We start from the raw sequence: 25,874 nt of genomic DNA on the forward strand, positions 1-25,874 counted from the left end.
CGGCCAGAACGGATCGTCATAGACACGAATGAGATCGCCTCTCCGATCCTACCCGGTCTCGTCTTCGAAATTAAGCTCAGCTACCGGTCTGGACGCCCCCAGCTCGTTTACTCCCGCCCTGTAGGTCATATGCCTGAGAGCATTCGTATGGCATTTGATCGGGGAATAATTGGGGCCCAGCTCCATCTACCACGAGCGATCAAAAAGCTGATCCATCAACGGGCCAATGCTATATCCGACTGGCTCAATCTCGCAGATATCTCCCACCTCACGGCTCCAATCAATGAGCCATACGCCACCCAAATATGGCTTGAGATTTCAAACCAACGACAAGATCAGCAGATTTTGATGGAGCTGATTTCAGCTGGATTGAATCAACAGCAAGCTGAACGGTATCTGCAGTGCTATGGCGTTAACGCGTCCTCGCATTTGGCAGCCGTCCCCCAGACTGCATGGCCATTTGTGAACAACGGGATAGTTGCGTTGAAGGGGCAACAGGGGGATGTAGCTGAAAGCACCAATACCTCGTTTGAGATGTTGCTTTGGCTTCAAGACCAGGCGGATCGGGGTCACACTCTGTGTGCACGTAGTGAAATCCCGCCAAAGCTACGACCTGCGTTGGACATCTGTGTGGAGAACCACTGGGTAAGGGCCGATGAAAAGAAGATTCAGTTGAGCTCGCACGCCGTGCTGCAATCAAAGCTCAGGGAAAAGCTTGAAGGATTAACTGCCAATTTCTTTCCGACCTACAGCGACCCAGAGATAGAGTTTGCGTCTTCACGGCTTGCAGGGCTTTCAGGAAGGGTCACTATGGATTTTTATGCCCTCCTCCCCCTGCTGGTGAATCAACAAGTTGTGATGGTGAACTACGGCTCACTGACCGAGCTTGCACAGCTCATTGAAGAATACTCTGCGTTAGTCCAGACCCTTCACTGGAACCCTCCGCAAATTGCAGCCTATTCAGAGCAGAGAGCTCACGTACTGGCCAAATGGCTTCCTTATGAAGAGATCGTCCCTTTTTACCAGACTGCCCCTCATCGAGCCCGCATTGGACAAAGCCGGATCGTGATCGACTTCGACCGGTTTACACTTAGCGATCTAGTCGTCCTGCTTGAACAGGTGGGGAATGAAGATCAACTGATTCTCATCAGCCACCATGCGGCAGAACCCTGCGCCCTACGCCGTAGATTCCACCTGAGACAGCTACGAAGTTATTTCCATACCGTGGCTCTCGACCGCAGTGTACGAGCCCCAGAATTTCCTCCGGCAGCCAGTGATGCTGAAATCGATGAAGCGATTGGCCATGGGCATACGATCATCTCCGATGATATCGACGTTGTTCAGCAGATCAACTCACGTCGCAAAGCTGCTGGCACTCTAAAATTGGTGACCACTGATGGCGGCTATTCCAAGCATCAACCAGTGCTGTTCCAGCCCAGTGGCGCTCGTCGCTTTGACTCTTTTATAGGTGTAATCATCTCAACGACAGACAAAGGCTTAATGGTCAACGTCGCCGGAGTGGTTAGGCAACTGACGAGCGAGTTTGTCAGTGGGTGTAAGACATCGAAGGCATACGCAATCGACGTCTTTGACGCGGTACGAATCGGTATAAATCGCGGAGTGCTGATCACATGTCACGACCATGGCCTAGCGGAGTACTTGCGCGACTCTGGCACAGAGATAGTCCGGCATTATGCTTTGCCCGCCGCATCCAACAACGCCAAAATCCCTTCAGGTCAGCGCATTACCCCGCAGGTTGAAGGGCTAAACTGAACCCTGCCCTGAGGGCAATTTTCACAGACGGACTATGACTCTCACCCACGCCTCACTGGTCTTGCTTTTGGCAGCAAAAATTCACCGTATGGATACAGGTGTGTGAGCCGCCGCGAAGAACGTGGTCAAAAAGCGCCCTCGCAACAACCGTGAACTCATCTATCTGATCATCGACAGCAAACGGCGCCTAGAAATGACCAGGCAGATTGTGCTGAATCTCGACGCTTGATCCTCCAGGCCTGCCTCCAAGAGTCGCAACCGCGCGAAAGCGATCCTCGGCCCCTCACCTGCTCAGCCGCGTTTCCGATCGCCAGAGGACGACATGCACGCAGCGACCACTCACCGAATCATTTCTAGTCTGCCTGCTGTAATTTGTATTCACGGCGAGATCGAACAACAATCGGCATTGGTCGCAATTCGTAGGCTTGCAACAAGCGCTTAGCCGACTTGGGACTAAAGTGTTTGAGCTCATAACTGCTCAACACCTCATTGGTTGAAGACCATGAACGCGCCAAAAGCAGTACGAAGGCTTCATGCCGCAAGTCATCGCTCGCAAATTCTACCTGTTCGATTGTCAGGTAGGCTTTCGTGATGCACTCCCAAATTTTGATCTCCTTTTCCGGCGTTGTGTCGCGACTGAACGAGCTCAGTATTTCCTCCATTTTGCCAGGGTAGAGCCGACTGAGATGCATCTTGAGAATTTCAACGCGATCCAGTTGCTCCGGCGTCAAAGTACTAGTTCCTAACGGAGAATCACGTAGCGTGAAGGGATCTACTAACTCCGTTATCCCATCAAATGCTTCAGCCACACTTTTAGCATTCTTATCTCGCAACCCAGTGGGCAAGTGTGGTGGTGTTTTGTCGATTTCAAAGACTTCGGGAGGTGGCAGCCCGAGATGGTCATTGATTTTTGTACACGTGTCATACGCGATGGCAGCCGCTACAGCAGGAGAGGTGCGGAAGAATTCGCGACCGCGATTTAATCGATAGGCTGCCAAACGTTTATGGGTTTGCTTCTCGGCCAGCTTGCAATCGCCCACTGAGTAAGCGGTGGCAATCTCAAAGGGAACAGGAACCCCAGAGGAACCAACATAGAGCTCACGTGCTCGGACATCCGGCTCTCGCGTGGTAAGGCCGATTTTGATCACGTATGCGCCGTAGAGAGGGTTCTGCAAAAGATAGAGGTAACCAGGTGTCACTGAGAGTCATCCAGAGAGGTCAGGCAGCGAGTTGACAGTTAAAGCACACCTTTGGCTTTGCCAATATCCCGCGCTGCAGGCTGCGTCCCAGAGCAGGTTGTGCTTAACGGCATCGCAGGCATGTCGATAAGCCACCACTATCCTATCTATTGCTGCTGGCAACAACCGCAATCTCCTGGCGCATATAAGCTGACCAACCTTCACTCCAGCACGTCGATGCCAGTCAGCCGCTGGAATCCGTCCAATCTTCCTCCCTGATCTTGCCTGTTCCCCATGACAGCAGCTTGCGGCCCCGCAGGGGGCTTCCCCTTGGCACACTGAATTAGGGCCGCGTAGTGATTGCGAAAAGAGGTCAGCCGGGAAAAAAGGCGTTGCGCCCGGGCGCCATCGTTATGCCATACTCAAAGAATATCCGCCTTACCATAGCGATGGCCTCCCAATTGGCCCCGAGCTGAGCGAATCTAAACACAAACGTTCGGTCACGCCTTCACCGCGCGCGGTAGACAGTCCAGATGCGTTGAACAACTGACATCCGTCGAAGTCATAGGGGTGTGGACAAATGTGGAAGAAGATGGTTGACTCACTCAATCGGATCTCTATAATCCGGTAGCTTTTTTCAAGGCATTTCCCCTGAAACGCCTTTAGTATGCCCCGAATCACGCATCAAGACGTGTCAATGGGCCACAAACGTAGAATAGGAAAAGGAGTTGAATGCGATGACGACTGATCGTCTGTTTGACAAGATTCGCAATCGAGTTGGCGAGACCCCAGAGCTGCGTGAGGCTGCGGCCCGCGCGCGTATGAGCGCACTCAATGAGAAGCTGGAGCGTCAGCTCGCCTCTCAAGCCATGACTCCGGAAGTGCTGGCAAAAGCCTGTAGCCTCTGATCTTTCCTGTTCCATAAAAAGCAGCCTCAGCGGCTGCTTTTTTTTGCGCGATCAAAATGACTCCATACCTCGTTTCCAGTTTTCAGAAGGCCACACTCAGCGCCTTGATACGCGAATGCTTCGGCTACGACTTCGCTGATATTTTCCTGAAAGATCAGGTCACGTACCTGTTCAATTACCTTCAGGAGCGAGACTGCGTCTCCATGCTGCTGGAGCCTGAGTACATCGATCGCGAGTTCTTGGAAGACTATTCCCGTTACTACGTAAAGCGCTTCGGCAACGACAGCTATGAGTGCGGTCGCATCCACTTCTTCAGCCACGGTATTGACCACGAGCACTTGGATCTGCTGCTACAAGGGGAGCCGAAGGATGGGCTGACCCCAGAGAAGCTGCAGCAACACTACCTGGGGTTTATGGTGGTCAAACCGTTAAGCCGAACCTTTGTAGGCAAAACGTGCCTGCAACTCACAGGCGACAAGGGTGTGGGTGACGGCACCAAAAAGAAAATCGCCAAGCGTTACGACGTGAACCTTTTTGGCATCAAGCTGCATGTCGACTCGATCGCTTTCCAGGAACAAGACAAGGTCGTGGCCGCTTGTGCGACCACCGCCATTTGGACGGCACTCCATGCGCTCCCTTGGCGGGACGTTAAACACGTTCCTTCCTGCAGTGAAATCACCATCAATGCTCTGAATTTCGTCGACGGATCTAACAACGGCTTCCCCAACAAAGAGCTCACCAACAAGCAGATTCAGCGCTCCTTGGACGTTGAAGGCCTTCGCTACCACTCGACGCTGCTATTGGAGCAAGCCCTAGAATGGTTCCGGGCCTGCGTGACCTCCTATATCGACAGCGATCTACCCCTGGTGCTGGTGGGTGAAGTGTACTCGGTCGTGTCGCCTGCCCAGACTCAGGCCCAAACGGAGGAACAGACTGAGACCCAGGCGGGGGAACAGCCTGACGAAGCGGTGCCCACCCTTAAGAGAGTGGGCGGTCACGCAGTCACTGTGCTCGGGTACGATTTCAGGGTCGGCTCGAACCTTCTCTACATTCACGACGTCGCTTGGGGCCTTATGCCCGAGTTGACCTGATAGAACTGAACAACTACGAAACGCTAGGAGAACTACCCAAGCGCCGGACAGGCTGGGCTTTAGCATTTCGCCGTACCCCTGACCTAGGCAAGACATGGTTAGATGCCCACGAAATTCTCATCCCGGACGCTTGCATCGTGCCCGCAGAGAAGAAGGCTCGTCTGCCCTTTCAATACGCGCACGGCACAGCTGAAGCGATCGCTGAACAGATCGGTCTTTGGACGGAGCCACTACTGGCCTCTACAGAGAGCCGGCTTGAGCCAGGCCCCTTGAGGTTCAACATCAAGCTGTCCTCGATTGCTGAGGTCAGAGAGCATGTGCGCAACCACAAGCTGGAATACTCGGGTGGTGAAACGCTACAAGTCGAAGTCGATGAAGTGGTTTCCTTTACCGCAACAGAGCTGGAAAGGTGGAAGGAGGATCGCATCCGCATCCTGACCAGTCCGATGGCCAGATTGCAGTGGGAAATCGACTTCTTCTGGGGCAACAAAGAAATTTTCAAAGTGCTTCTGGACGCGACAGACATTCCCTTGGGCAATGCGGTGTCTGGCGTGTATGCAAGCGACCCCCTGTATTCTGAGTTGTTCTTCGGTCTGTTCCGTAAAGCAGAGAACAGCGGTGCTGAGACTGATACAACGCATTTCTATGGATCGTTTCGCAAGGCGCTTGAGCTGCGCGAACTCGACTATGTCAGCCACCTCAACCAGGCATACGGCGCACTCCGCGCGCCACTTAAGCTTGAACCCAGTGAGGTTGATGCGTCGGGCAAGGGTTTGAATGATACCCTGGAGCATTACTTCGATCCTCAAGAGACGACGCTGACAGACATCTTCCCCGGAATTGTCTCAGATCCAGTTATGAAGAACCTGATCTGGGCCATTGGCCGCGATGGCAGCCTGTTCCTTGCGGTGGATATCTCGGAACCGAAGCTGGGCCACCCCAGCATGACCGGCCTCCAGGCAGCTCGAATCGCAGGCGAGATTTGGTGGACAGAAGAAAATGGGGAGGCCATCTGGCATGTCAACTACTCGTCGGGTCGGTACAGCCGCGACTACGCGACTCCTGACAAGTACTTGAAAAACGCTGTACGGAAAATCGCCTCGTTCTTTCAGGATAAGGTCGATTTCGTGGCAAAAGGCCTGAGTCGCCCTCCTCTGGTTGAGGAGCGCATGAGGCGGGAGAGAGAAGAAAGAAAGGCTTGAGCTGGATCAAGCGTAACGACCTCGGCAGGCAGGCTACGGCCTGCCGGACTTCCTCTTTCAGGACAACAAGTGCCTCCCGAAATCGCGACCCCATCACCATCAGGGTTAGATCGGGTTTCCCTGTGCTACTTCTCCTATACGTCCATTATCTGATCTGCAATTTCCAACAGGTTGTACTCTTCAGTGTCTAGAACTTTGTCCGAAAAACCTACGAGCAAACGAGCACTCTGCTCGTTAGGATGCAGTACGCTCGCCTGATACTCTTCGAAAAGACTTGGGCTACGCGCAGCGTATCTCTGCTCCAGAACAGATTCTGGCGCGACGATATGCACGTGCCTCACCGTATCCCCGAAACGAAGCCTGACGCTCACGACGGACAAATATTTCGCCATGGAAGAAGACCTACTGGAACCTCGAACGCAAGCTAAAGCCGAACGGGCGATAGCAATTCTCGCGAGAGTCTGCAATGAATTATGTTGAATTGATTCAGCGTCAAGCCGAGCAAGCCTTTGGCAACAAAGTCAAAGCCGAGGTAACTCGTGATGCGGGTTCTCTCACGGATTCAAGGGATTCTCAAATTCCAGGCTGCGGACGTCTTGCCAGGCGCCATCAGCGAACGCTTGGGGGGGGATTTTTTGGTCATAATCAGACCGGTCATCAGCGCATTATAATGCGCCAGTATGTGAGGAATGAGGGGTGATGGCGCATTATAATGCGCTGACCGAATGCACATCATCCTCTCAGTGCTTTTTAAAATATAACGAAGAGGCCTGGCACTGATGGCTGGGATTTTTCAAAGTCTGAAGCGAATGGTTTGCTCGAAGGGCCCTCTCTTGAACTCAAAACAAAACCACGGCCAAGACTCAACGACAACAGAACTGATCCGTCACCTAGCTGAGCAGGTCTTTGGCAACAAAGAAAAAGCCAACATTTGGCTGACCCAACCGAAAACCGCTCTTGGAGGTAGCACACCACTGGAGCTCGCTCAGACTGAAGCGGGATACGAACGTGTCAAGGCAGAACTCGAAAGGCTTAGTCACGGATTCGCCTGAGAACTACATTCCCTTCTCCAAAACCCCGGACTCAACATGATTGTTTTTGATCTCAACACAAGCGGTGCCGAAGCCCTGCACAGTCCCGTCGAAGAATGAAGGCCATGTCAGGCAACACTCGTGAATAAGCTCGATTGCGAGATGCGTTGCTTGAGTTACCCACCGCTTTTGTGTCAAAACTTGAAGTCCCAGCGTAAACCATAACGGTGGATTTAGACCTGTCCAGAAACCCAAGCACATGATCATTTGGAGTTTTGTATGAGGATCACTACTCCCTTGGAGGGCCAGCTTTGGAAATTGGCCGTGGCTACGCTGGGAGCGGTACGCCTGGAGCACCTGGTAGCTGAACTCCTGACGGGCCATGAGAAGACTCGCGCGGTCAACATGTTTGGATTTCTGCGACTCGAATGGCTTGGCCTGGAAGCCCTTGAAGCGCTCCGTAACGGCCTACGCTTGGCTGGAGCGGAGTTAGCGCATTTGAGGGGAGACCCAACGAAGGTCGCGATACTGCACTGCCATTCCAGTCATTTGTTGCGAGGCATCGCCCAAGCTCTGCCTCCGGAGGTACTGCCTGAAGAGTTGTTTGAATGGCGTATACAACTTGATATGGGGATGTGATTTCGCGCCGTAGATAGCTGTGCCTCTTTACCTCCGAACAATGAAGAAAAAGGTCGCGATGACCACGCCCACCCTCGATATTGCGGAGGTGGGGAATTAAAAACTCCGCGCAACACAACGACTGACCCCCGGTGCCAAATCCCGCACGCTGCCACCTATAGCGCATCCCGTTAAGCACATAATGGATCACCAATCGGGCTCTGGCTCTGTACCCAAATGAATCGACATAACCAATGCACGTCGGTAATGCAAAGGGGTAGCGTTTAACTCTAAGGACAGAAGTCGGTCGGCTGCACCAACCAGGGCGTCAATCCGCTCTCGGGGAACTGCTATATACGCAATCAACCGTGTCCCGTTTGCAGCCATAGACCCTATTCCTTTCGGGGGGGCTATGTCTTGCGTAAATCGTGGATCTGCGTAGAGCTGGCACTCGACCTCTGGGTATTTGAAACCCTCAGGGTAGACCACTTCGCCTTTCAGCGTCAGGATCATATGCTCATGATAATGGCCTTCGTTTGCCCTCAAATTATTGGTCAGGGCTAGGCTGAGCGACCACGTAAAATCCCACCCGGACAATTTGATTTGATAGAGAGTTCGCTGCGTTTCAAGCCGGGGTCTGCCCCGCCGTGCTTTAGATTTTTGCTGGGCTATACGCCTCATAGCGATCTCCAGCGGGCCTTGTGGAGAGGTTTGCAACCCCCTACTCATCTCCAAAGCATAGTCGCATTGAACGTCGAACTGCTGCTCACAACTGTTCAACGCGTACATGCCTGGGGGTTTCGATGGGCCGTACCTAGGTCAACGCGGCACCTTGTAAGCTCACCAAAATTACTCACCCTTTGCGCTTATGGGAGCAATTTCAAAAACTCTCTGGGACAACGTTGCGCCGATAAAATCGATGACGCAGCAAAGTAGCCTCTGCGATCTAGATGCAACCCCGTCACTAGGGGAGGCATCGGCCCGCGCAAACCTATCCAATGGAAATATTATCGATCTGAGGCCATCACCGTGCTCTGTCGTTGCAGCATAATGCGCCCCAATCATATTTCATCACCGAGCTGCGCAATGGTTCAGCTGCCATCGAGCACTACAGGGATTTCAGAAAATGTCGCAAGCCTCTAACAACTTGGCCGCTTTTATCTGGTCATTGGCCGACTTACTCCGTGGCGATTTTAAGCAAAGCCAATATGGCCGGATCATTTTGCCGTTCACCTTACTGCGTCGCCTGGAGTGCGTGCTGGAGTCAAGCAAAGCAGCGGTGCTGATGGAGCATGCAAGAGTCCAGCAACTCAACATTTCCGAAGAGGCACAGGAAAAACTGCTCCTGCGCGCCAGCGGCGGGCTGTCGTTTTTCAATACCTCAAAAATGGATCTGTCCAAGCTCGGCGAGGCTGGCATCAAGGCCAACCTGGAATCCTATCTGCAAGGCTTCTCCAAGGATGCTCGGGAGATTTTTGAGCACTTCAAATTCACCGAATTCCTCGGCCAGCTCAACGACTCCAATCTGCTTTACAAGGTCGTGCAGCGGGTTCGGCAAACTGACTTAAGCCTCGCCGCGATTTCCAACCACGACATGGGCCTGGTTTTTGAAGAGCTGATCCGCCGCTTTGCCGAAGGGTCGAATGAAACCGCCGGTGAGCACTTTACCCCCCGCGACATAGTGCGCCTCACCACCGCCCTGGTGTTTATGGAAGATGATGATGCGCTGACCAAGCCCGGCATCATTCGCACAATCTACGACCCTACAGCAGGTACGGGCGGCTTTCTCTCATCCGGCATGGAATACGTGCATGAGCTGAACCCGCAAGCCCTGATGCGAGCTTATGGTCAGGAGCTAAACCCCGAGAGTTACGCCATCTGCAAAGCGGACATGCTGATCAAGGGGCAGGACGTCAGCAACATCAAGCTAGGCAACACCCTCTCGAACGACCAGCTTTACGCCACTGAATTTGACTACATGCTCTCCAACCCACCCTTTGGCGTGGATTGGAAAAAGATCGAGCAAGAGATCAGTGAAGAGCACACGCAGAAAGGTTTCAGTGGCCGTTTTGGCCCAGGTTTGCCCCGGGTCAGCGATGGTTCCTTGTTGTTCCTAATGCACCTGCTCAGCAAGCTACGCGACGGTTCTCAAGGTGGCGGGCGGATTGGCATCATCCTCAATGGGTCGCCGTTGTTTACCGGTGGCGCCGGCTCTGGCGAATCGGAAATCCGCCGCCACATTCTCGAAGCCGATTTGCTCGAAGCAATCGTCGCGCTGCCCACCGATATGTTCTACAACACCGGCATTTCCACTTACGTCTGGGTGCTGTCGAACAAAAAAGCCGCAGAGCGCAAGGGCAAGGTTCAGCTGATTAATGGCGTGAACTTGTGCAGCAAAATGCGCAAATCTCTCGGCTCCAAGCGCAATGAAATGGACGAAAGCGATATCGCCACAGTGATCCGCGCTTTCGGCAGCTTTGCCGCAATTGACGCCTACGAGCTAGACAAACGAAGCGCACAGAAAAGCAATCGCGGTCGCCAGGCAGCCAGCCCCAAAGCCGAAGTGGCCAAAACCTTCGCCAGCAAAATTTTCAGCACCTATGAATTCGGCTATCGACGTATCAGCATTGAGCGCCCGTTGCGGCTGTCCTGGCAGTTCAGTGACGAACGCGTTGCGACCTGTCGTTTCGCCCCCGGCGCCCTCAACAGTGCCATGCAGTGGCTCTACCAAGAGTACAGCGCGGTAGAGGGTGAGAGCTGGAATGACAGTGAGACCTGTAAGCGTTACGGTGATCTGAGCGCACATGAAGACGCGATTCGCCGTTACTTCAAACTGCACTTCGCCGATCTAAAAGAGAAGCACATCAAGGATCTACTCAACAGAACAACGTGGATGGATCAGAAGCGGCTGTTGCTCAAGGCGCGTAGCCTGCAGACCGTTATTGGCACTGCCCAGCATGATGACTTCAACACCTTTGACAACGTACTCAAAACCGCCTGCAAGCAGCAGGGCATTGCCGTTGACGCCAGAGACAAAAAACAGATTATCGATTCCGTGAGCTGGAAGAACCCTGCCGCAGCCAAGGTCATCAAGAAGGTTCACAAAACCAAAGCCAATCCACTGTATGGATTGTTTGCCGTCGACGGAGAGGTGCTGGAATACCAAACCGACAGTGAGCTGCGCGACAACGAGAACGTCGCGCTTGATCCAAGTCATGACGTTAATGCCATCAACGAGGCGTACTTCCTAAAAGAAGTGCAACCGCACGTACCCGATGCCTGGATAGATGCCAGCAAGAAGGACGCTAAGGATCAGCAAATTGGCATCGTCGGTTATGAAATCCCCTTTAACCGACACTTTTACGAATATCAGCCTCCGAGAGATTTGCTAGAAATTGATTTAGCTTTGGATGCCGTGTCGAAAGAAATTATGAAGTTACTGCAAGAGGTGCATTCATAATGACAGGCAAATACAAGGCATACCCAGAATACAAGGACTCAGGGGTTGAATGGATTGGAAAAATACCTCTCGATTGGGATATGTGGAAGCTTACTCATGCATGTCCGTATATTGCAAGCGGCACAACACCAAAATCAGATGGCGACAATTACTACAATGGTGAAAATCTTTGGGTGACGACTGGCGAGTTGCGAGAAGAAATTATTTTTGACACCCAAAAAAAAGTTACAAATAAAGCGTTAATTGATATGCCAACCTTGCGACTCCACCCAGAGGGTTCAGTTGCGATTGCCATGTATGGCGCAACGATAGGGCGTCTTGGGATATTCGGTAAAGAAGCGACAACAAATCAAGCTTGCTGCGTAATGCCTCCCTCAACAATCATCCACAACAAATTCCTATTTTATTGGCTGTATGCAACACGACAAGAAATCATCAACTTGTCGTCTGGTGGAGGCCAACCAAACGTCAATCAAGAAAAGATAGCCTCATTAAAAGTCAGTGCTCCTAATTATAAACTGCAGGCTAAAATTGCAAACTTCCTTGATTATGAAACCACCAAAATCGATACACTCATCAAAAAACAACAACAGCTCATCCGGTTGCTAAAAGAAAAACGTCAGGCCGTGATTAGCCATGCCGTTACTAAAGGTTTTAACTCCAAAGCCAAAATGCGCGAATCGGGTATTGATTGGCTGGGAAAAATTCCAGATCACTGGGTTAGCTGTCCCCTAAAGCATTATGCTCGCATTATTGATTGCAAGCATATAACAGCAGAGTTTTTTGATGATGGAATACCTTTAGCCAGCATTGGCGAAGTAAAGGAATGGCATGTAAATCTGCAGTCAGCAAAGTTGACTAGCGAAAAATACTATCTCGACCTAATTGAAGGCGGGAGAAAGCCACAACCTGGCGACATTATATATAGCAGAAATGCTACAGTTGGAGAGGCTGCGCTTGTTGCCGATGGGATGCCAAATTTTGCAATGGGCCAGGATGTTTGCCTCATAAGGCCGGATGCAAACTTGCTGCCCGAGTTTATTCTGCACGTTTTAAAGTCTTCAGTGGTACTTCAACAGCTAGACCTCGCTATGGTTGGCTCTACATTTAAACGAATCAATGTAGATGACATTAGAAACTTCTCTCTTGCCCTACCTTCAGTTACAGAGCAGGCTGAAATTGCCGAAAAAATAAATCGAGCATTAAGAAAATATGATGTTTTAGGTTCGAAGGCTCAGGCCGCTATTGAATTAATGCAGGATCGCCGCACTGCTCTAATCTCCACAGCTGTTACCGGGAAAATAGATCTTAGAAACTGGGTAGCGTCGAAAGAAAGTCAAACCAACAGGGAAGTAGCCGCATGAGTGCATTGGGTGGCGGTAAGGCCAACGAGTTGACGTTCCAGAATGAAATGCTCAAGCATCTCGTTGCCAAAGGCTGGCGGCTAGGCAAAATGGAAAACTACAACCGTGAACTTGCCCTGTACGTCGATGACCTGCTGGGTTTTGTCAAAGAAACCCAGGATGAACAGTGGCAAAAATTCTGCGCGCTCTACCCGAGCAACCCAGAGCACCACTTTCTTGAGCGTGTTGCCACCCAACTGAATAAAACTGACCCCAATGCCGCCAGTAAAGACATGCGAACCTTTGGCACATTGGGTGTGTTGCGTCATGAACTGCGTCACCGTGGTACTCGCTTCAGCCTGTGTCAGTTCAAGCCTGAACACGATCTAAATCCCGACACCTTGGCCCGTTATGCCAAAAACCGCTGCCGTGTCGTCCCCGAGTTGATTTATTCACCGTGGGCTAACAAAGCTCACCTCGAACAAACCGGCAGCAAGGCTAAAGCCTGGCGAATTGATTTGGTGTTGTTTGTGAATGGCTTGCCGGTTGTGACGCTGGAGCTGAAATCCGAATTCAAACAGGCCGTTCAAAGCGCCATTAAACAATACAAAACCACACGCTTTGCGACAGACCCTGTCACAAAAAAGCCCGAACCGCTGCTGACCTTCAAGCGTGGTGCTCTGGTGCATTTTGCCGTGAGCCAGTACGAGGTTTATATGGCTACGCGGCTGGAAGGCGCGGAGACCTTCTTCCTGCCATTCAACAAAGGCACCACGGTCGGCGGTGCCGGTAACGATGTACCGGCAGACATTAACCAGTACGCCACCGATTACCTGTGGAACGAGGTGTTGCTACCCAACAATCTGCTGTCGATTCTCGGGCGTTTTGTGCATCTGCAAATTGAAGAGAAAGAAGATTGGGAAGGCCGCAAATACAAAAAAGAAAGTCTGATTTTTCCGCGTTACCATCAGTGGGACGTGGTGAATAAACTGGTCAATGCCGCTCGCACCGAAGGCCCCGGCCATAAGTACCTGATCCAGCACAGCGCCGGTTCCGGTAAGTCGAACTCGATTGCCTGGATAGCGCATCAGCTTTCAGCGCTTTATGACGACCAGGGCTGCAAGCAATTCAACTCCGTGATTGTGGTGACGGATCGCACCGTGCTGGATGATCAGCTGCAAGACACCATCAACCAGTTTGAACACGTTGACGGCGCGGTTGGCCGTATAAATAATCAGGAAGGCGACGGCTCGAAATCAGAGAAACTGGCAACCGCACTGGAAAATTCACAGCCGATTATTATCGTCACCATCCAGACCTTTCCCTACGTGCTGCGCGCCATCGAGAATAGTGTCAGCCTGAAAGAGCGCAGCTACGCGATCATTGCCGACGAAGCCCACTCCTCGCAAACCGGCTCTACAGCGCGCCAGCTGAAAGAAGTGCTGATGATTGAGGCCAAGGCTGATGGTGAGGACGAACTCAACTCTGAGGACATCCTCGATGCCGCCGTGGCGTCCCGCCGGGCATCAAAAAACCTGAGTTACTTTGCCTTCACCGCCACGCCAAAAACCAAGACGCTGGAGCTGTTTGGCCGTTTGCCCAAGCCAGCTGAGCAACCCTCTAAAACTAATAAGCCCGAGGCCTACCATGTGTACAGCATGCGTCAGGCCATTGAAGAAGGCTTTATTCTGGATGTGCTGAAGAACTACACCAACTACAAAGTGGCCTACAACCTGGCGCAAAAAATCGATAAGGCCGATCAGGAAGTTGAGAGCAAAAAAGCCAAGGTCAAGCTCAACCAGTGGGTGCGTCTGCACGAGTACAACATCGCGCAAAAGGTGCAGGTGATCGTTGAGCACTTTCGCAGCAACGTCATGGGCCTGCTGGGTGGGCAAGCCAAGGCCATGGTAGTCACCAGCTCGCGCAAAGAAGCTGTGCGCTACAAGCTGTGTTTTGACAAATACATCGTCGATAAGGGCTACCAAAAAATCCATGCCATGGTGGCGTTCTCGGGTGAGGTGGAATTTACCGAGAAAGACCCGAACGCTGTCGCGCTACTCGGCACCAAATACACCGAAAGCAACATGAACCCAAACCTCAAAGGCCGCGACATGCGCAAAGCCTTTGATAGCGATGATTATCAGGTGATGATTGTTGCCAACAAATTCCAAACCGGCTTTGACCAGCCCAAGCTCTGCGCCATGTACGTTGACAAAAAGCTCGGCGGTGTGGAGTGCGTGCAGACCCTGTCACGATTGAACCGGACTTATCCGGGCAAGGCGGAAGTCGGCACTTTCATCTTGGATTTCTTCAACGAGCCGCAGGAAATCCTCGACTCGTTCCAGCCGTATTTTCAGACGGCAGAGCTGGCGGAAGTTTCCAATCCAGACTTGATCTTCGATCTGTTTGAAAAGCTAAACGCCGCTGGTATTTATAAATCGACTGAGGTTGAGCAATTCTGCGAGGCCTTCTTCGTCAAAAATAAAAGCAATGCGGCGATTGCCAATATTTGCAAGCCTGCGGTCGAGCGCTGGACAAAACGCTACAAGCTGGCGGCTGAGGCTTACGCGCACTCGAAAGAAATTTTTGAGCGGATTAAAAAGACCCAAGATGCGGTATTGATTGCCAACGCGGAAAACGACCTGAAGGAATGCAAGCAGGCCAAGGACGCTCTGGATATCTTCAAAAAGGATCTGGGCACCTTCGTGCGCTTTTATGAGTTCATGTCGCAGATCGTCGATTACGATGATAAGCAGCTGGAAAAGCTCAGTCTGTACGCGCGCAATCTAAGCCCTATGCTGCGCGAAACTGCTGTGGATGAGGACGATATTGACCTCAACAGTATCGTGCTCAGCCATTACCGCGTATCAAAAATACGCCAGCAAGACCTGAAGCTAATAGAAGACTCGCCCGACTATAAACTGGTGCCAGGTGAGGGGCTTGGCTCAGGAACGGCAAAGGACATCAAGGAAGAGCTGCTTTCGCAGATTCTAGAACGGCTCAACGAGCTGTTTGTGACTGATCAGCTGACAGAGAAAGACATGGTGAATTACGCCTATACCATCCGTGACAAGGTCAGTGAAAATCAATTGGTCATGCAGCAACTGGCCAACAATACCGCTGAGCAAGCACTGCTGGGTAACTTTGCTAACGCGGTAGATGACGCAATTATGGACAGTGGCGATGCTCACCAGAACCAGATGATGCAGTTGTTATCTGACCCGGCTAAAGCCAGTAAATTTGCAAAAGTGGTTTTCGATTTACTTCACCTAGCAAAGTATTGATCGACCGATTTTTGTACGCTTACGACCCCGTTTGACCATACCGCCGGGTGGGGTCTACAGCCGCATAGTGCTTATCTGTCTGCCAACTGCCGCGCCAATCGGATGAAAGAGGCGGTGCGCGACGGGGTGGGCATCTGGCTCCTGGCCCGTCGCTTGTACCAAGGCAAGTTTCTCTGGCCGAGTTCTTGGCACGGCTGGTTCTTAGATGAAGTTGGTTGCCGAACAATTGCCACCTCCCGTACTGCTTTGCCCTAGTAACGAGTGGGGTCAGGCCATGCGATTTCCACCGTATAACACCTGCCATGACCAACTAGGCTGTGTTGTCCGATAAGCCTACCTTCGGTTTGGGTCGGCCCCGACAATCAGCAGCATGACTCCGCTGCCCAATCTTGACCAGCTCTGCAAGACTAGCGTTCCCCAGAGTCCTGAGCACATTGGCACGGTTAGCTCGCTATGCTCAGGAAAGAGGGGTTCCATCCCGGCTTTCCTGTCGCTCTTTGAGACAGGATCACATAGCGCTTTTTCGAACAGTCCAGCCTAACGGCTGCCGCACAGCCGAAGGCTTCTTTTTAGTGCCGGAATAAGTGAAAGACAACAAACGTAGCGGGATCATCAGCTGTTGCGAGATACGCTCCTCAAAATCGTCCCTGCTTCGGGGACGGAATCGACTCGGCTCATCATTTTCATCCTCTTCTTCATCATCCTCTGGTCGAAGTAAGTTTTCCGAGGCGATACAAATGCGGCGGACGGTGGGGCTATTCTGACTTTCCTCTAGTATCAGAACAACGTCGACGGACACATCTACTTCTTTGCCTGGGAGAGCATAAAAGCGATGAGAGTGAGGTACCAGGCATTCCGAAATGAATTCAAAACTGGCTGCCGTCGATTTGTATTTTTGGAGCTTGAAAACTTTGTTGAATTGGTCAGATTTGAAATCCTGACGGAGATTTCCATCGCTATCAAAAAAAATCTCAAAGAGCGCGCCGTCCAGTATCGCCTTCTTTTTGTCTGGAGTTAGCCCTCGCGTCTTCGCGGAAAAGTCATCAATGAAGCCTAAGGCCGCATGCGCCCCACCACATGCCGCTTGGTAAATATTGCGCCCGATCACAAAGAGGTTATTTTTGCTAAACCCTCTGGCATCGGCGACATTGAAGTGCGCCAACGCGGCGTTCTGCACGCTCCAAGTGTAAACTTTCAATCCTCGAATCATCTCGTGGGATGAGCGCGTTACATCGAGTTCCAGTAGCCCATCCCTCAAAGAAGGTACACTGTAAGTATCAATACGGGCGCCTGTGCTGAGGTTGAAGAAAAACTCAGTTGCCAGCGAGGTATGCTCCCAAGAAATCTGCTTACCTTCAGTGGCGACACTCAATGTGTTACGCACTCGCTTGAACATGGCTTCAATGGTGCAATCTGGCGCATCTATATGCTGGAGGAGAGCAGCAGTGTACCGACCGTTCCTCTGCCCTCTACCGTCGGATGCGGTCTGACCAGGCGAAGTGGCGAAAGCGATCAGCGTCCCTCTAGGGGCATAGATGGAGGCCAAACCTGTTGTACCAGCAGACCTCTCCCATCGCCGCTCCCAGGGATTGTCCCGACAAGCGTCAAGAATGATGAGGTTTGTCGCAGTATGGGCCCTCTCCATACACTCGATCACGAAATCCAAATTCATCGCTGTGTGCTTGGCATCCAACTCAGAATCCATACAGGTATCAAGCGCTAGAAGGTAATTTTTACCCTCGATTTGAATACCATGCCCGGCGAAGAAAAAAAGGCCAACGTCCGCTCGGTGAAGCTCAGCGCGAAAATCTCTGAGCGCCACATCCATCTCATGATAGGTGCCGTCAATGCAATCGAACACTTCAAAACCAGAACTTGCCAGAGCACTTGCCATATCGAGTGCATCATGGCGTGGATTGGACAAGGGTTTTTCTTCATACCCTGCGTTACCGATGACAAGAGCAACACGCTTCATGGTTATCGCCTAGCTCCTTTAGATCGAATGGCTGAAAGCCATTAGAAGGGTTTTAGATCACTGGTTCAACCCACCGAAAAAAGAAGTACCTGCCTGAGGACACCTCACCGTCGGCGGAAGGATTACGGCGTTCGTCAATTTTTTACCCAGCGGCTAACCCCTACTTTTCGTCACCAGAGTCGCCGCATCGACGGGGCATGCGCGATGATAATGGCGCGCGAACGTATCCTGAGGACTCCGTTCCAGAAAAACGATGGCTATACTTTCGACATCGTGCTTGACCACCACATACCATAGCCTTGGATGATACGATTTGAAGCCGCGAGCGCGGGCTAAACTCGCTTTCGCAAAGTAAATTGTGCAAGTGATTGCGCCGCTTTCTACGGTTGTGCGTACATGAAATGGAACCCCTTGCTGCCCATAAAGAAATTCTTCTTACCTGATCAAGTTCTATTTGAACACGAGCCGCCTCACCAGCTAAAACTGGCCAGATAACCAAAGATGCTACCTGAAGCAAAATATCAAACTAACTCGATGGCACGCGACATGAAGGCGGCATCAAAAACTAACATACCAACTAACGCCAAGACCTGCACAGGGTGACGATCCATAGAACCGTGGAGAGTCCTCGCAAATATTAGGAGATACACGCCTATCAAAGCAATGACTACTATAGTCATTAAAAAAGAAATCAGCATTATTCCGCCCACAGGAATTGCGCTCTTCAGCAACCAAAGCACAAATGTCAAAAGCGTACACATCAGTGTTAGAGCACCATAGTGCTTTGATAGGAGCGAAAAATATTTCACTCCTATCAGAGAACTCATATCCACTTGTGATTCTGCAATTAACCTTACATCAACGTTAAACTCTCTAACCGCGTAGAAAAGTCCGCCAGAAAAAAACAAAATACTAGAAATCATCACTATTAGTGCAGCGTCTTCCGGACGCCACAAATTCGCGTTAAATGTCCCATACCCCGAAGCCGGCCATAGATAAATTACAACTGCCAACATACACATCAAACAAAAAACCGAATAGCTCACTAACGGATTTGCACGGATACTACGGTCATTCATAGCTTTACTACCTCTGGAAAGGCTTCACTACTACGCCATCAGCACCTCAATACTGGCATGTGTAGACTTGAATACCAATCATCTCAGTATAAAATCCCCCACGCCTTAAGCATTACGACACGCGTGGCCAGTCTCTGTCCCCTGGCAGCAAAGGAGTCGCCCCCGGCTTAAGCGTACATGTCATCGAGACCACGGCAGCGAGCGCCAAGCTTAATGAGCATCACTTAGATCTTCAAAACAGGGATATGAAAGTGTCAAAACGTGAAAACCCGCTGAACCCACGTCAAATGGAAGACCTAAAAGAGGCCCTGTCTATCGCTGCGGATGCCACCTCAAGATTCTCCTTACCTATCTATAAGCTCACGGAGAGTGGACTCCCCGACCTCGTAGGTACGGGCTTCGTAATCGATTTTCATGGCAGCTGCTATTTTGTTACTGCTGCCCATGTCATGGATCACCATGAGGTTGATCGCCCGCTCTTCTATTTCGTAAATAGTAAGCAACGGCAGTATATCGAAGGCCCTTGCAGAACGTCCTCAACCAACGTGGCTGATAGAAAGAATGATCAGATCGATCTCACAGTAGTGAAACTGCCTGATGGGGAAGGCCGGCCTTCTGAAGAGATTCAAAAATCAGTGATCTTCCCTGGCATGATCACCCAAGACACTTCAAAAATTGGAGATTGTCGTTTTATCGTGCCGGGATACCCACTGACCAAGTATGACCCGGACAAAAAGCAAAAATTATTGAATCCTGCCTGCTTCACATGGATGGGCAAGAGTATCCCTGATGAAACCTATAAAAGACTGAAGTTCAAAAAGTCACAAAATTTACTTATTCAATTTGGACGCAAACATGTAATGCGGACAGACGAAATTGTGGGATCGATGTTTCCTGAACCACGAGGAGTCAGTGGGTCTCCAGTTTGGCATACTGTCGGTTATCGAAACGAAGAAAGAATCCTAGTTATTGAAGAAATCTTTCTCGCTGGCGTACTAATTGAGCATATCCCGGAAGGTAAATGCTTCCTGGCAACTAGTATCGATATTGTAATGAGTATGATAATCGACCTTGACGGCGCGTGATCACAGTAAAATGGCCATACTGGGCGACTTCTGTCGCCCTTCCCTCCTACGTTAGCGACAATTGAAGGCCAAGGACGAAAACCGTTAATCCAAACTTCGAGATCATCGGTACTGCAAGCACCTAATCGGGTAGCAGGCACGCAATCATCCTGCCAAACACTTCTCCGCTAGCGTCGCAGATCGCCAGTAGATGAAGAAACGCGGATTGTGTCTAACCCCCAGTAAAGCTGGGTTAAAGTCAGCACGGTTTTCATCGACCTTTAAGCTTTAGCATGGCCAGTGTTTCCAGTCGAATTACGACTTGCTCAACAATTGCATCATCGAAGTCTTCGCGGTTCGCTTCCTCATGTGTACCCTTATTCAAATACAACCACACGAGTGACTGCTCCGGTTGCCCCAATATGAATCCAAGCGCCTCCACAACTGCCGGCTTATCAATGTGAACAAAATCCGGTGTTTTGTTGAGTTTGGATAACAACCCTTCACAAAGATTTCTCAAGGCAGGCTCAGCTCCGGAACCCGCAAGCTTGAGTGTCAGCATTCCTTGCTCACACTTACCGAGCCACCGCCATATCTTGTCCGTGAGCATCTCCAGGGCTTGCCGTGATGCCCCCAATGCCGCCCGGCTATCACCTCTGTCGACCGCCGCTCGCGCATTTAAAAGATAGGTTTGAGGTGGTACGTTGCCGATCACTCTAGGATGGTAATTGCCACTGTGGTGACGGAAGGCGTAGGCCGTCCAGTACTCTGGGCCAACGCGATTCTGAATGTCCTTGATGAACTCATTACTGTGGCAGGTCACAACGATCTGAGTGTCCATGAACCGCTCACTTTCAAATATCGTCTCCCGTATACCCTGCCGGTGCTCGTGGTCAATTGCATTGATTGCGTCGTCAAAAACAATCACAGGAGCGCGGATGCTCAAAGCCTTGGCGAGCAAGATGGCAAGACCAAGGCAACGGACATGGCCTTCACTCAAAATCTGCAGCGCATCAACCCACTCATCGGGTTTACCGCGAAAGCTCAGTTCGATCCGACCTTCACCCGTAACCGGGAGATACAACGATGCCAATTTGTCCTCTTCTGCGTCCCTCACGTTGAACTCGTTGTACAACTCAAGAGTAAGGGCGTTTAGACCCGCCATAAGTGTCCCTGGTAGCTCAGTTCGGTATTGGCGCAGCAAAGTCAAAAACTGGTTGTAACCCATGTTGATTCGGGTGTCCCGACTGATCTCCTGAACTTCTTTTTCAGCAGCGCGTATCAGAGGCTCGTTGGCTTGGTCGAAGGCATCGATACGCTGCTTGGCCGCAGAGGCAATTTGGATGACCTGCTGACGATTTGCAGCGTGTGTGGCCGCATCGATGCGTGCCTGATTCAACCGATCACGTTCTGCTATCAATCGCTCACGATCTGCGATGGCTGAACGTGCAGCCGCATCTTGTTGCTCCAAATTTTGGGCCCAATCCACTGCCTGCTGGGCGACTGATTTTGCGCCACCCTCGGCTTGGTAGCCCGCCACCCACCAAGCACGATGCAGATCTACATTTGGGTCAGCCAGGTACCGCTGTACTGGGGTAGGACTCTCTAACGTTGCTCCGACTCGCTGAGCGAAGTTAGCCAAAAACACTCGGAGTGTCTCCGAGGCGAGACGCCGCTTTTCTAGCGCTTGCGCGTGTCCGGCCTGGATAATGCTTAGTTCCTTCAAAGCAGCCAGACCTGCAGTCGCCTTCAAGTAAGGATCGTTGGTTACACGGTGCTCTCCAGTAAGCGGCGTATCACATGCTGGACAATGATCACCAGCGATGTGTTGGAGCCCTAGAACAGCGTTGTATAAATCCTGAAATGAAACATCACTGCTGCGATTGGCCAGCTCCTTTTCGCTAGCTTCGACTATGGCATGAGTAGCATCGGCGGCTCTGTAAGCCTCCACAAGTCCATTGCTACTGATGCCATAAACAAAAGGTGGTGGCTGATTCAGCAGGGCCTCAAGCTCCTGTAATCGTCCAGGAATGCCGTGACTTCCGATAGAGCTCAGCAACATCGGGTAAGTCATTCCGGCTTGAAATCTATCAGCGTACGCGTTCTCGTTTTTGGCTAGCTGCAAGAGTGCAGCAGCCTCATTAGCCACTGCCGATAAATCTTGGGACAGTGCCCCCCGTTTGCCGATCAGCTCGGTCTGCTTGGCGGGCAGCAACGTAAGCTGCCCATCCATTGTCTCGTTGAAGTGCCCTACAAACTCATTGAACTGATCCATCCCAAATAGGGCAGCTATCAGCTCTGTTTTTTCTCCGGCAGGTTTCGCCGCTATCCGGGAAAATGCATCGATTCTATTTTTTTCGACAAAGAAGAATTTGTAGGCGTCCGGGTCTGCTACTACCGGTATAGATAAACCTTCGATGGTGGTTGCTGTGAGTATCGGGGGAACGTAACGACCTTCGTGAGAATTAGAGAGATAGCGGTTGATGGCAATTCTCTTTATGCCGCTCTCATCCACCGCACCCAATAACGCGAACTCCAATGCTTCACAGAGACTGGTCTTGCCACTGCCGTTAGGCCCATAAAACATGGTGATCCGTTTTTGAACATCGAACGGTTCTGGATACCTGAATCCACGAAATGGCCCCACAGTAAGATGTGAGAGTCTCTTCCATTTCCATCCGGCGCCAGGTTTAAGTGGCTGAATCTGAGGCTCGGCAGGATTGATCGTAAGGAGTGATTTACGGGCCAAATCGGCAAGTAGAAATGAGCGCTGGCTACGGTGACGGGTCGTATCAGCAACGCTGACGAAGTTATCCAATACAACGTTTGCAAAGCGGCGGGCATCTTCTGATGCGCCTATGGCCGGATCGTGAATCCAGTGCACGAATTGCTGGAAGTCCTGTAGTGCCGACGTCATCCCTTTCTCCCGACGCTGCAAGCAAGTGATAGGGATCCACAATACATCGACAAAAGAAAGAAACATACAAAGGGCTGGTGTGCATTGACATGCTGACGACCGTACCTTCCGACGCGACCCCTAAGTTGCTTTTACGGCCTCCCTCAACGACGTCACAGCAGGCAAGCTCGCATGCTTTCGGGAGCCTCGACCAGCCAGGATGTACAGCGTGTCTTTGCTTTCAAAAAAGCATCCGTGGAAATCTTTTTGATAGCCAGTGATGAAACCATCGCCAGTTGGGGGGCAAGCTTCGCTGTCAAACACAGCTTTGCTTATGAATAGGACAGTGGGCTGAAGTCCCTGCTTCCGTACTTCGCGCTCCTGGGCCTCGGTGAGCAGGAGGTCGAGCAACATCCAATTCCGAACAATACAAAATGGCTGACCCTCGAACTCCTCACGCGCCAGTTGAATGAGCTCACCGTCTTCAAGCTGAGAGCCTCCGAGAATCTGCGCGGGGCCATACAGCACATCTTCAATCAAATCTGCTTGCACACTGCTGCCTAGTTTTCTAAAGACTTATAAAGCGGCACGGATCCAGACATCTGGGAGCCGTGCATCCTGGGAATTGGGTAACCTTGGATGCCGATTGAAAAGCCTATAATTCGCTAGTGGATCATATTGATCTCGGGCATAGCGCCGTTCTCATGCCACCAGTGACAAACAACGTATCGGCTTCCGTTGTGAGTTTCACAAAGCTGATATCCCATCAGTTCGAATACCCTTTCGAGCCTGGAAGTACGGATCGTTTTCCCGTCCTCAAACCGCCCGCGTGTTTCAGAAAAAACCACTCCGATCATGCAGGGAGGCTGGAATTCAGCGCAGCACAGGTAGCCTGTCACTTGGACACCGAAATCAATTTTCTTGGCGTCCAAAACGCATATTGGGAGCCCCATTTTTTCTTTCCTAAGCCTCGTTCATCACCACAAGCGCCCCACCAAAAACATCAATGAACTCGGTCGAACCGATCTAAGGCACCGTTCTCAAACAGCCAGTGAGCGACGACAAAAATCCCACCATCGATAGTCGTAAAAACGTCGTAGCCTGCACGCTGGCTTCGATCTACAACAGGTAGTGCATGTATGGGTAAGCCTTCGGGGTACCTTTGCGCAGGGTCACAGAACAGCAGCCCTGTGATTTTTGGAGGGAGCTCCAGAGCACACAACAGGTACCCAACAACGTCTGGATCAGCAATGGCAGCTCGCGCTCTCTCAATGACCGCTGGATACCTATGAAACCTGAAGTCGGACAATCTCGCTCCGTAAGTTTTGATCCAGTACATCCTCCCCCTCCTCCATCACCGCTCAGACTTCAATCGTGAAATCCGAGATGAAGCCTGTGTCTTCTCGGGGATAACCACGAGGATTTGAGATGAGCCGGCATCCGCCCAGCTCGATATCGATAGCCCTATGTGTATGTCCAAAAATCCAAACGTCTGCCATCGGAAGAAGTGAGTGCCACCGGTTGGTATAAGCCGCACTTAAATGGCCGTCATTCTTATCGCCAGCCACCTCCGGAACCGGGCAATGGTGCGTGATGACAACCGTTTTTCCTTCGAAAGGCTTTGCAAGTTCGATAGCCAAAAAGTCAAACGCTTCGTGGTTTCGCTCAATCACGTCCGACGGGCGTAGTCGCCGAAATCGTTCCTCGGCTCTGATCACCTGAAAGTCGTTCATCCACATCCCGCACGTGATCATCGCTTCCATCGCATCACCGCTGGAGGAGAAATCCGTCCAAGCCGTCGTGACCAAAAAACGCGTTTGGTTGCAAATCCAGGTCTGGTTTTCCAGCACATGCACATGCGGCGCAGCGGCCTCTCGCATTTTGCGAAGCGTGTGGTCGATGTGGCCTTTGTAAAACTCGTGGTTGCCGCTGCAATAAATGACGGGCTGGCTGAACACCTCGTTTGCCCAACTGACGCCTCTCGCTTGGGTGTCGATGTCGCCGGCCAACACAACGATGTCAGCATCCGTTGTGGGCGGTTCAAACGGGGCGAACTCGTTGTGCAGATCCGAGAAAATCTGGATTTTCATGTTTCGCCCATTTCCAAAAAGTAGGTCGACAACTGGAAAGCGCCATCCATTATCGGCGCCACAAATCAGGGAGATACAACCAAGGCCCTGACTCGATTTAGCTCTATATTGAAAGGTGCATTTCTCTCGAAAGGAACGTTTCGATGCTGACGCCTGCGAGCACCGCAATAGGGAGCTTGCCCAAAGGCCTATCCCACTCGTCTGTCTCAGACATAGCGACCTTGTCAGATCATTATGCCAATACGCATTTGCGTCTGACAACACAAATTCGACATATCGTTCTATTTGACGGGAACGCTTGAATGTCGCTTCGCACCGCCTATGCCGCAACACTGCAATTTCTGCGAGCCCACAAAAAGCTCTCGCAGCAGAAAATTGCAAAGCAGATCAACCAATCTCAAATCAGCCGCTTGGAGGCAGCTGAGAGATCGGTGTCACTGGAGGTAAGTGAGCAGCTTGCTGAGTCCTTTCAACTTGATCCGCTGTCTCTGCTGACAGTCGTTTACGCGGCACATCGTGGGCAATCACCACGCGAGATTCTCCGTCGCCTCCATGACGACCTCGATTCATCGAACTTGCTGGACGTCTCGGTTTCCAACGAACTGGACAAAACCGCACACCCTGTCACCGCGAAAGCGACCAAACTGAAGAGCGACATCTTCGAGTTGATGGATGAAGGACATTCACAGGCAGAGGTTGCCCGTCGGCTTGGCGTATCAAGGCAAACCGTCAGCAAGCATGTACGCGAGCGAGAAAACGATTGATTTAGGGGGGAGTGCCGAAACGCCTCGGAGGTGTCTAGTAAACCCGGGGCAGTTCAGTAAGTGCGGTTTTTTTATTCATATGGATTTCCCTACTTGGCGGCTACGCAAATTGGTAAAC

At 51.4% G+C, this 25,874-nt stretch carries 19 protein-coding genes; 13 read left to right on the forward strand and 6 right to left on the reverse strand.

Annotated elements, in window-relative coordinates; all coding sequences use genetic code 11:
• Positions 1-147: 147 nt before the first annotated feature.
• Positions 148-1,773, forward strand: coding sequence for a hypothetical protein (locus tag MMG91_RS11915; protein ID WP_310659686.1), 1,626 nt, complete (start codon positions 148-150; stop codon positions 1,771-1,773).
• A 353-nt stretch (positions 1,774-2,126) separates the two neighbouring features.
• On the opposite strand, the gene MMG91_RS11920 is transcribed toward MMG91_RS11915, so the two are convergent.
• The gene (locus MMG91_RS11920) at positions 2,127-2,972 is read right to left on the reverse strand and encodes a GIY-YIG nuclease family protein (protein WP_310659687.1); all 846 of its coding nucleotides are present in this window, start codon (positions 2,970-2,972) and stop codon (positions 2,127-2,129) included.
• A gap of 716 nt (positions 2,973-3,688) precedes the next feature.
• Here MMG91_RS11920 and MMG91_RS11925 point away from each other — a divergent pair.
• From MMG91_RS11925 to tnpB, 10 genes are all read left to right on the forward strand, one after another.
• Entirely contained in the window at positions 3,689-3,859 is a 171-nt protein-coding gene (locus tag MMG91_RS11925) for a hypothetical protein (RefSeq protein ID WP_017704414.1), read from the forward strand.
• Between the two features lie 56 nt (positions 3,860-3,915).
• A complete protein-coding gene (locus MMG91_RS11930) occupies positions 3,916-4,950 on the forward strand; it encodes a hypothetical protein (RefSeq protein ID WP_310659688.1) in 1,035 nt (344 codons plus the stop codon).
• 137 nt (positions 4,951-5,087) lie between these two features.
• A complete protein-coding gene (locus MMG91_RS11935; protein WP_310659689.1) occupies positions 5,088-6,152 on the forward strand; it encodes a hypothetical protein in 1,065 nt (354 codons plus the stop codon).
• Positions 6,153-6,618: 466 nt separating this feature from the next.
• The gene (locus MMG91_RS11940; protein WP_310659690.1) at positions 6,619-6,852 is read left to right on the forward strand and encodes a hypothetical protein; all 234 of its coding nucleotides are present in this window, start codon (positions 6,619-6,621) and stop codon (positions 6,850-6,852) included.
• 109 nt (positions 6,853-6,961) lie between these two features.
• A complete protein-coding gene (locus MMG91_RS11945) occupies positions 6,962-7,204 on the forward strand; it encodes an MbcA/ParS/Xre antitoxin family protein (RefSeq protein ID WP_310659779.1) in 243 nt (80 codons plus the stop codon).
• Between the two features lie 258 nt (positions 7,205-7,462).
• Positions 7,463-7,822: a hypothetical protein gene (locus tag MMG91_RS11950; RefSeq protein ID WP_310659691.1), complete on the forward strand. Its 360-nt coding sequence runs from the start codon at positions 7,463-7,465 to the stop codon at positions 7,820-7,822.
• Positions 7,823-8,927: 1,105 nt separating this feature from the next.
• Positions 8,928-11,261: a class I SAM-dependent DNA methyltransferase gene (locus tag MMG91_RS11955; protein ID WP_310659692.1), complete on the forward strand. Its 2,334-nt coding sequence runs from the start codon at positions 8,928-8,930 to the stop codon at positions 11,259-11,261.
• Complete coding sequence (locus MMG91_RS11960) at positions 11,261-12,625, forward strand: restriction endonuclease subunit S (RefSeq protein WP_310659693.1); 1,365 nt, start codon at positions 11,261-11,263, stop codon at positions 12,623-12,625. The genes MMG91_RS11955 and MMG91_RS11960 overlap by 1 nt, the downstream gene beginning before the upstream one ends.
• A complete protein-coding gene (locus MMG91_RS11965; RefSeq protein WP_310659694.1) occupies positions 12,622-15,888 on the forward strand; it encodes a DEAD/DEAH box helicase family protein in 3,267 nt (1,088 codons plus the stop codon). The genes MMG91_RS11960 and MMG91_RS11965 overlap by 4 nt, the downstream gene beginning before the upstream one ends.
• A 75-nt stretch (positions 15,889-15,963) precedes the next feature.
• A complete protein-coding gene (gene tnpB / locus MMG91_RS28975) occupies positions 15,964-16,143 on the forward strand; it encodes an IS66 family insertion sequence element accessory protein TnpB (protein ID WP_405046535.1) in 180 nt (59 codons plus the stop codon).
• A gap of 253 nt (positions 16,144-16,396) precedes the next feature.
• Here the strand turns inward: tnpB and MMG91_RS11970 are convergent, their stop codons facing one another.
• Positions 16,397-17,863 (reverse strand): caspase family protein, encoded by a 1,467-nt coding sequence (locus tag MMG91_RS11970; RefSeq protein ID WP_310659695.1) that lies wholly within the window; start codon positions 17,861-17,863, stop codon positions 16,397-16,399.
• 521 nt (positions 17,864-18,384) lie between these two features.
• Positions 18,385-18,942 (reverse strand): hypothetical protein, encoded by a 558-nt coding sequence (locus MMG91_RS11975; protein ID WP_310659696.1) that lies wholly within the window; start codon positions 18,940-18,942, stop codon positions 18,385-18,387.
• Positions 18,943-19,193: 251 nt separating this feature from the next.
• Between MMG91_RS11975 and MMG91_RS11980 the strand changes: the two genes are divergently transcribed.
• Positions 19,194-20,027, forward strand: coding sequence for a hypothetical protein (locus MMG91_RS11980; RefSeq protein ID WP_310659697.1), 834 nt, complete (start codon positions 19,194-19,196; stop codon positions 20,025-20,027).
• 250 nt (positions 20,028-20,277) lie between these two features.
• Here MMG91_RS11980 and MMG91_RS11985 read toward each other — a convergent pair whose 3' ends face one another.
• From MMG91_RS11985 to MMG91_RS11995, 3 genes are all read right to left on the reverse strand, one after another.
• Positions 20,278-22,923: an AAA family ATPase gene (locus tag MMG91_RS11985; RefSeq protein ID WP_310659698.1), complete on the reverse strand. Its 2,646-nt coding sequence runs from the start codon at positions 22,921-22,923 to the stop codon at positions 20,278-20,280.
• Between the two features lie 120 nt (positions 22,924-23,043).
• Positions 23,044-23,454, reverse strand: a complete 411-nt coding sequence (locus MMG91_RS11990) for a DUF6957 family protein (protein WP_310659699.1) — start codon at positions 23,452-23,454, stop codon at positions 23,044-23,046.
• Positions 23,455-24,263: 809 nt separating this feature from the next.
• On the reverse strand, positions 24,264-24,992 hold the full coding sequence (locus MMG91_RS11995; RefSeq protein ID WP_310659700.1) for a metallophosphoesterase family protein: 729 nt from the start codon (positions 24,990-24,992) through the stop codon (positions 24,264-24,266).
• Between the two features lie 302 nt (positions 24,993-25,294).
• Between MMG91_RS11995 and MMG91_RS12000 the strand changes: the two genes are divergently transcribed.
• A complete protein-coding gene (locus MMG91_RS12000; protein ID WP_310659701.1) occupies positions 25,295-25,756 on the forward strand; it encodes a helix-turn-helix domain-containing protein in 462 nt (153 codons plus the stop codon).
• Positions 25,757-25,874: the final 118 nt, after the last annotated feature.

Origin of the sequence: Pseudomonas sp. JL3 (assembly GCF_031570575.1) — a bacterium.
In the GTDB taxonomy this organism is placed as follows: Bacteria; Pseudomonadota; Gammaproteobacteria; order Pseudomonadales; family Pseudomonadaceae; genus Aquipseudomonas; species Aquipseudomonas cucumis.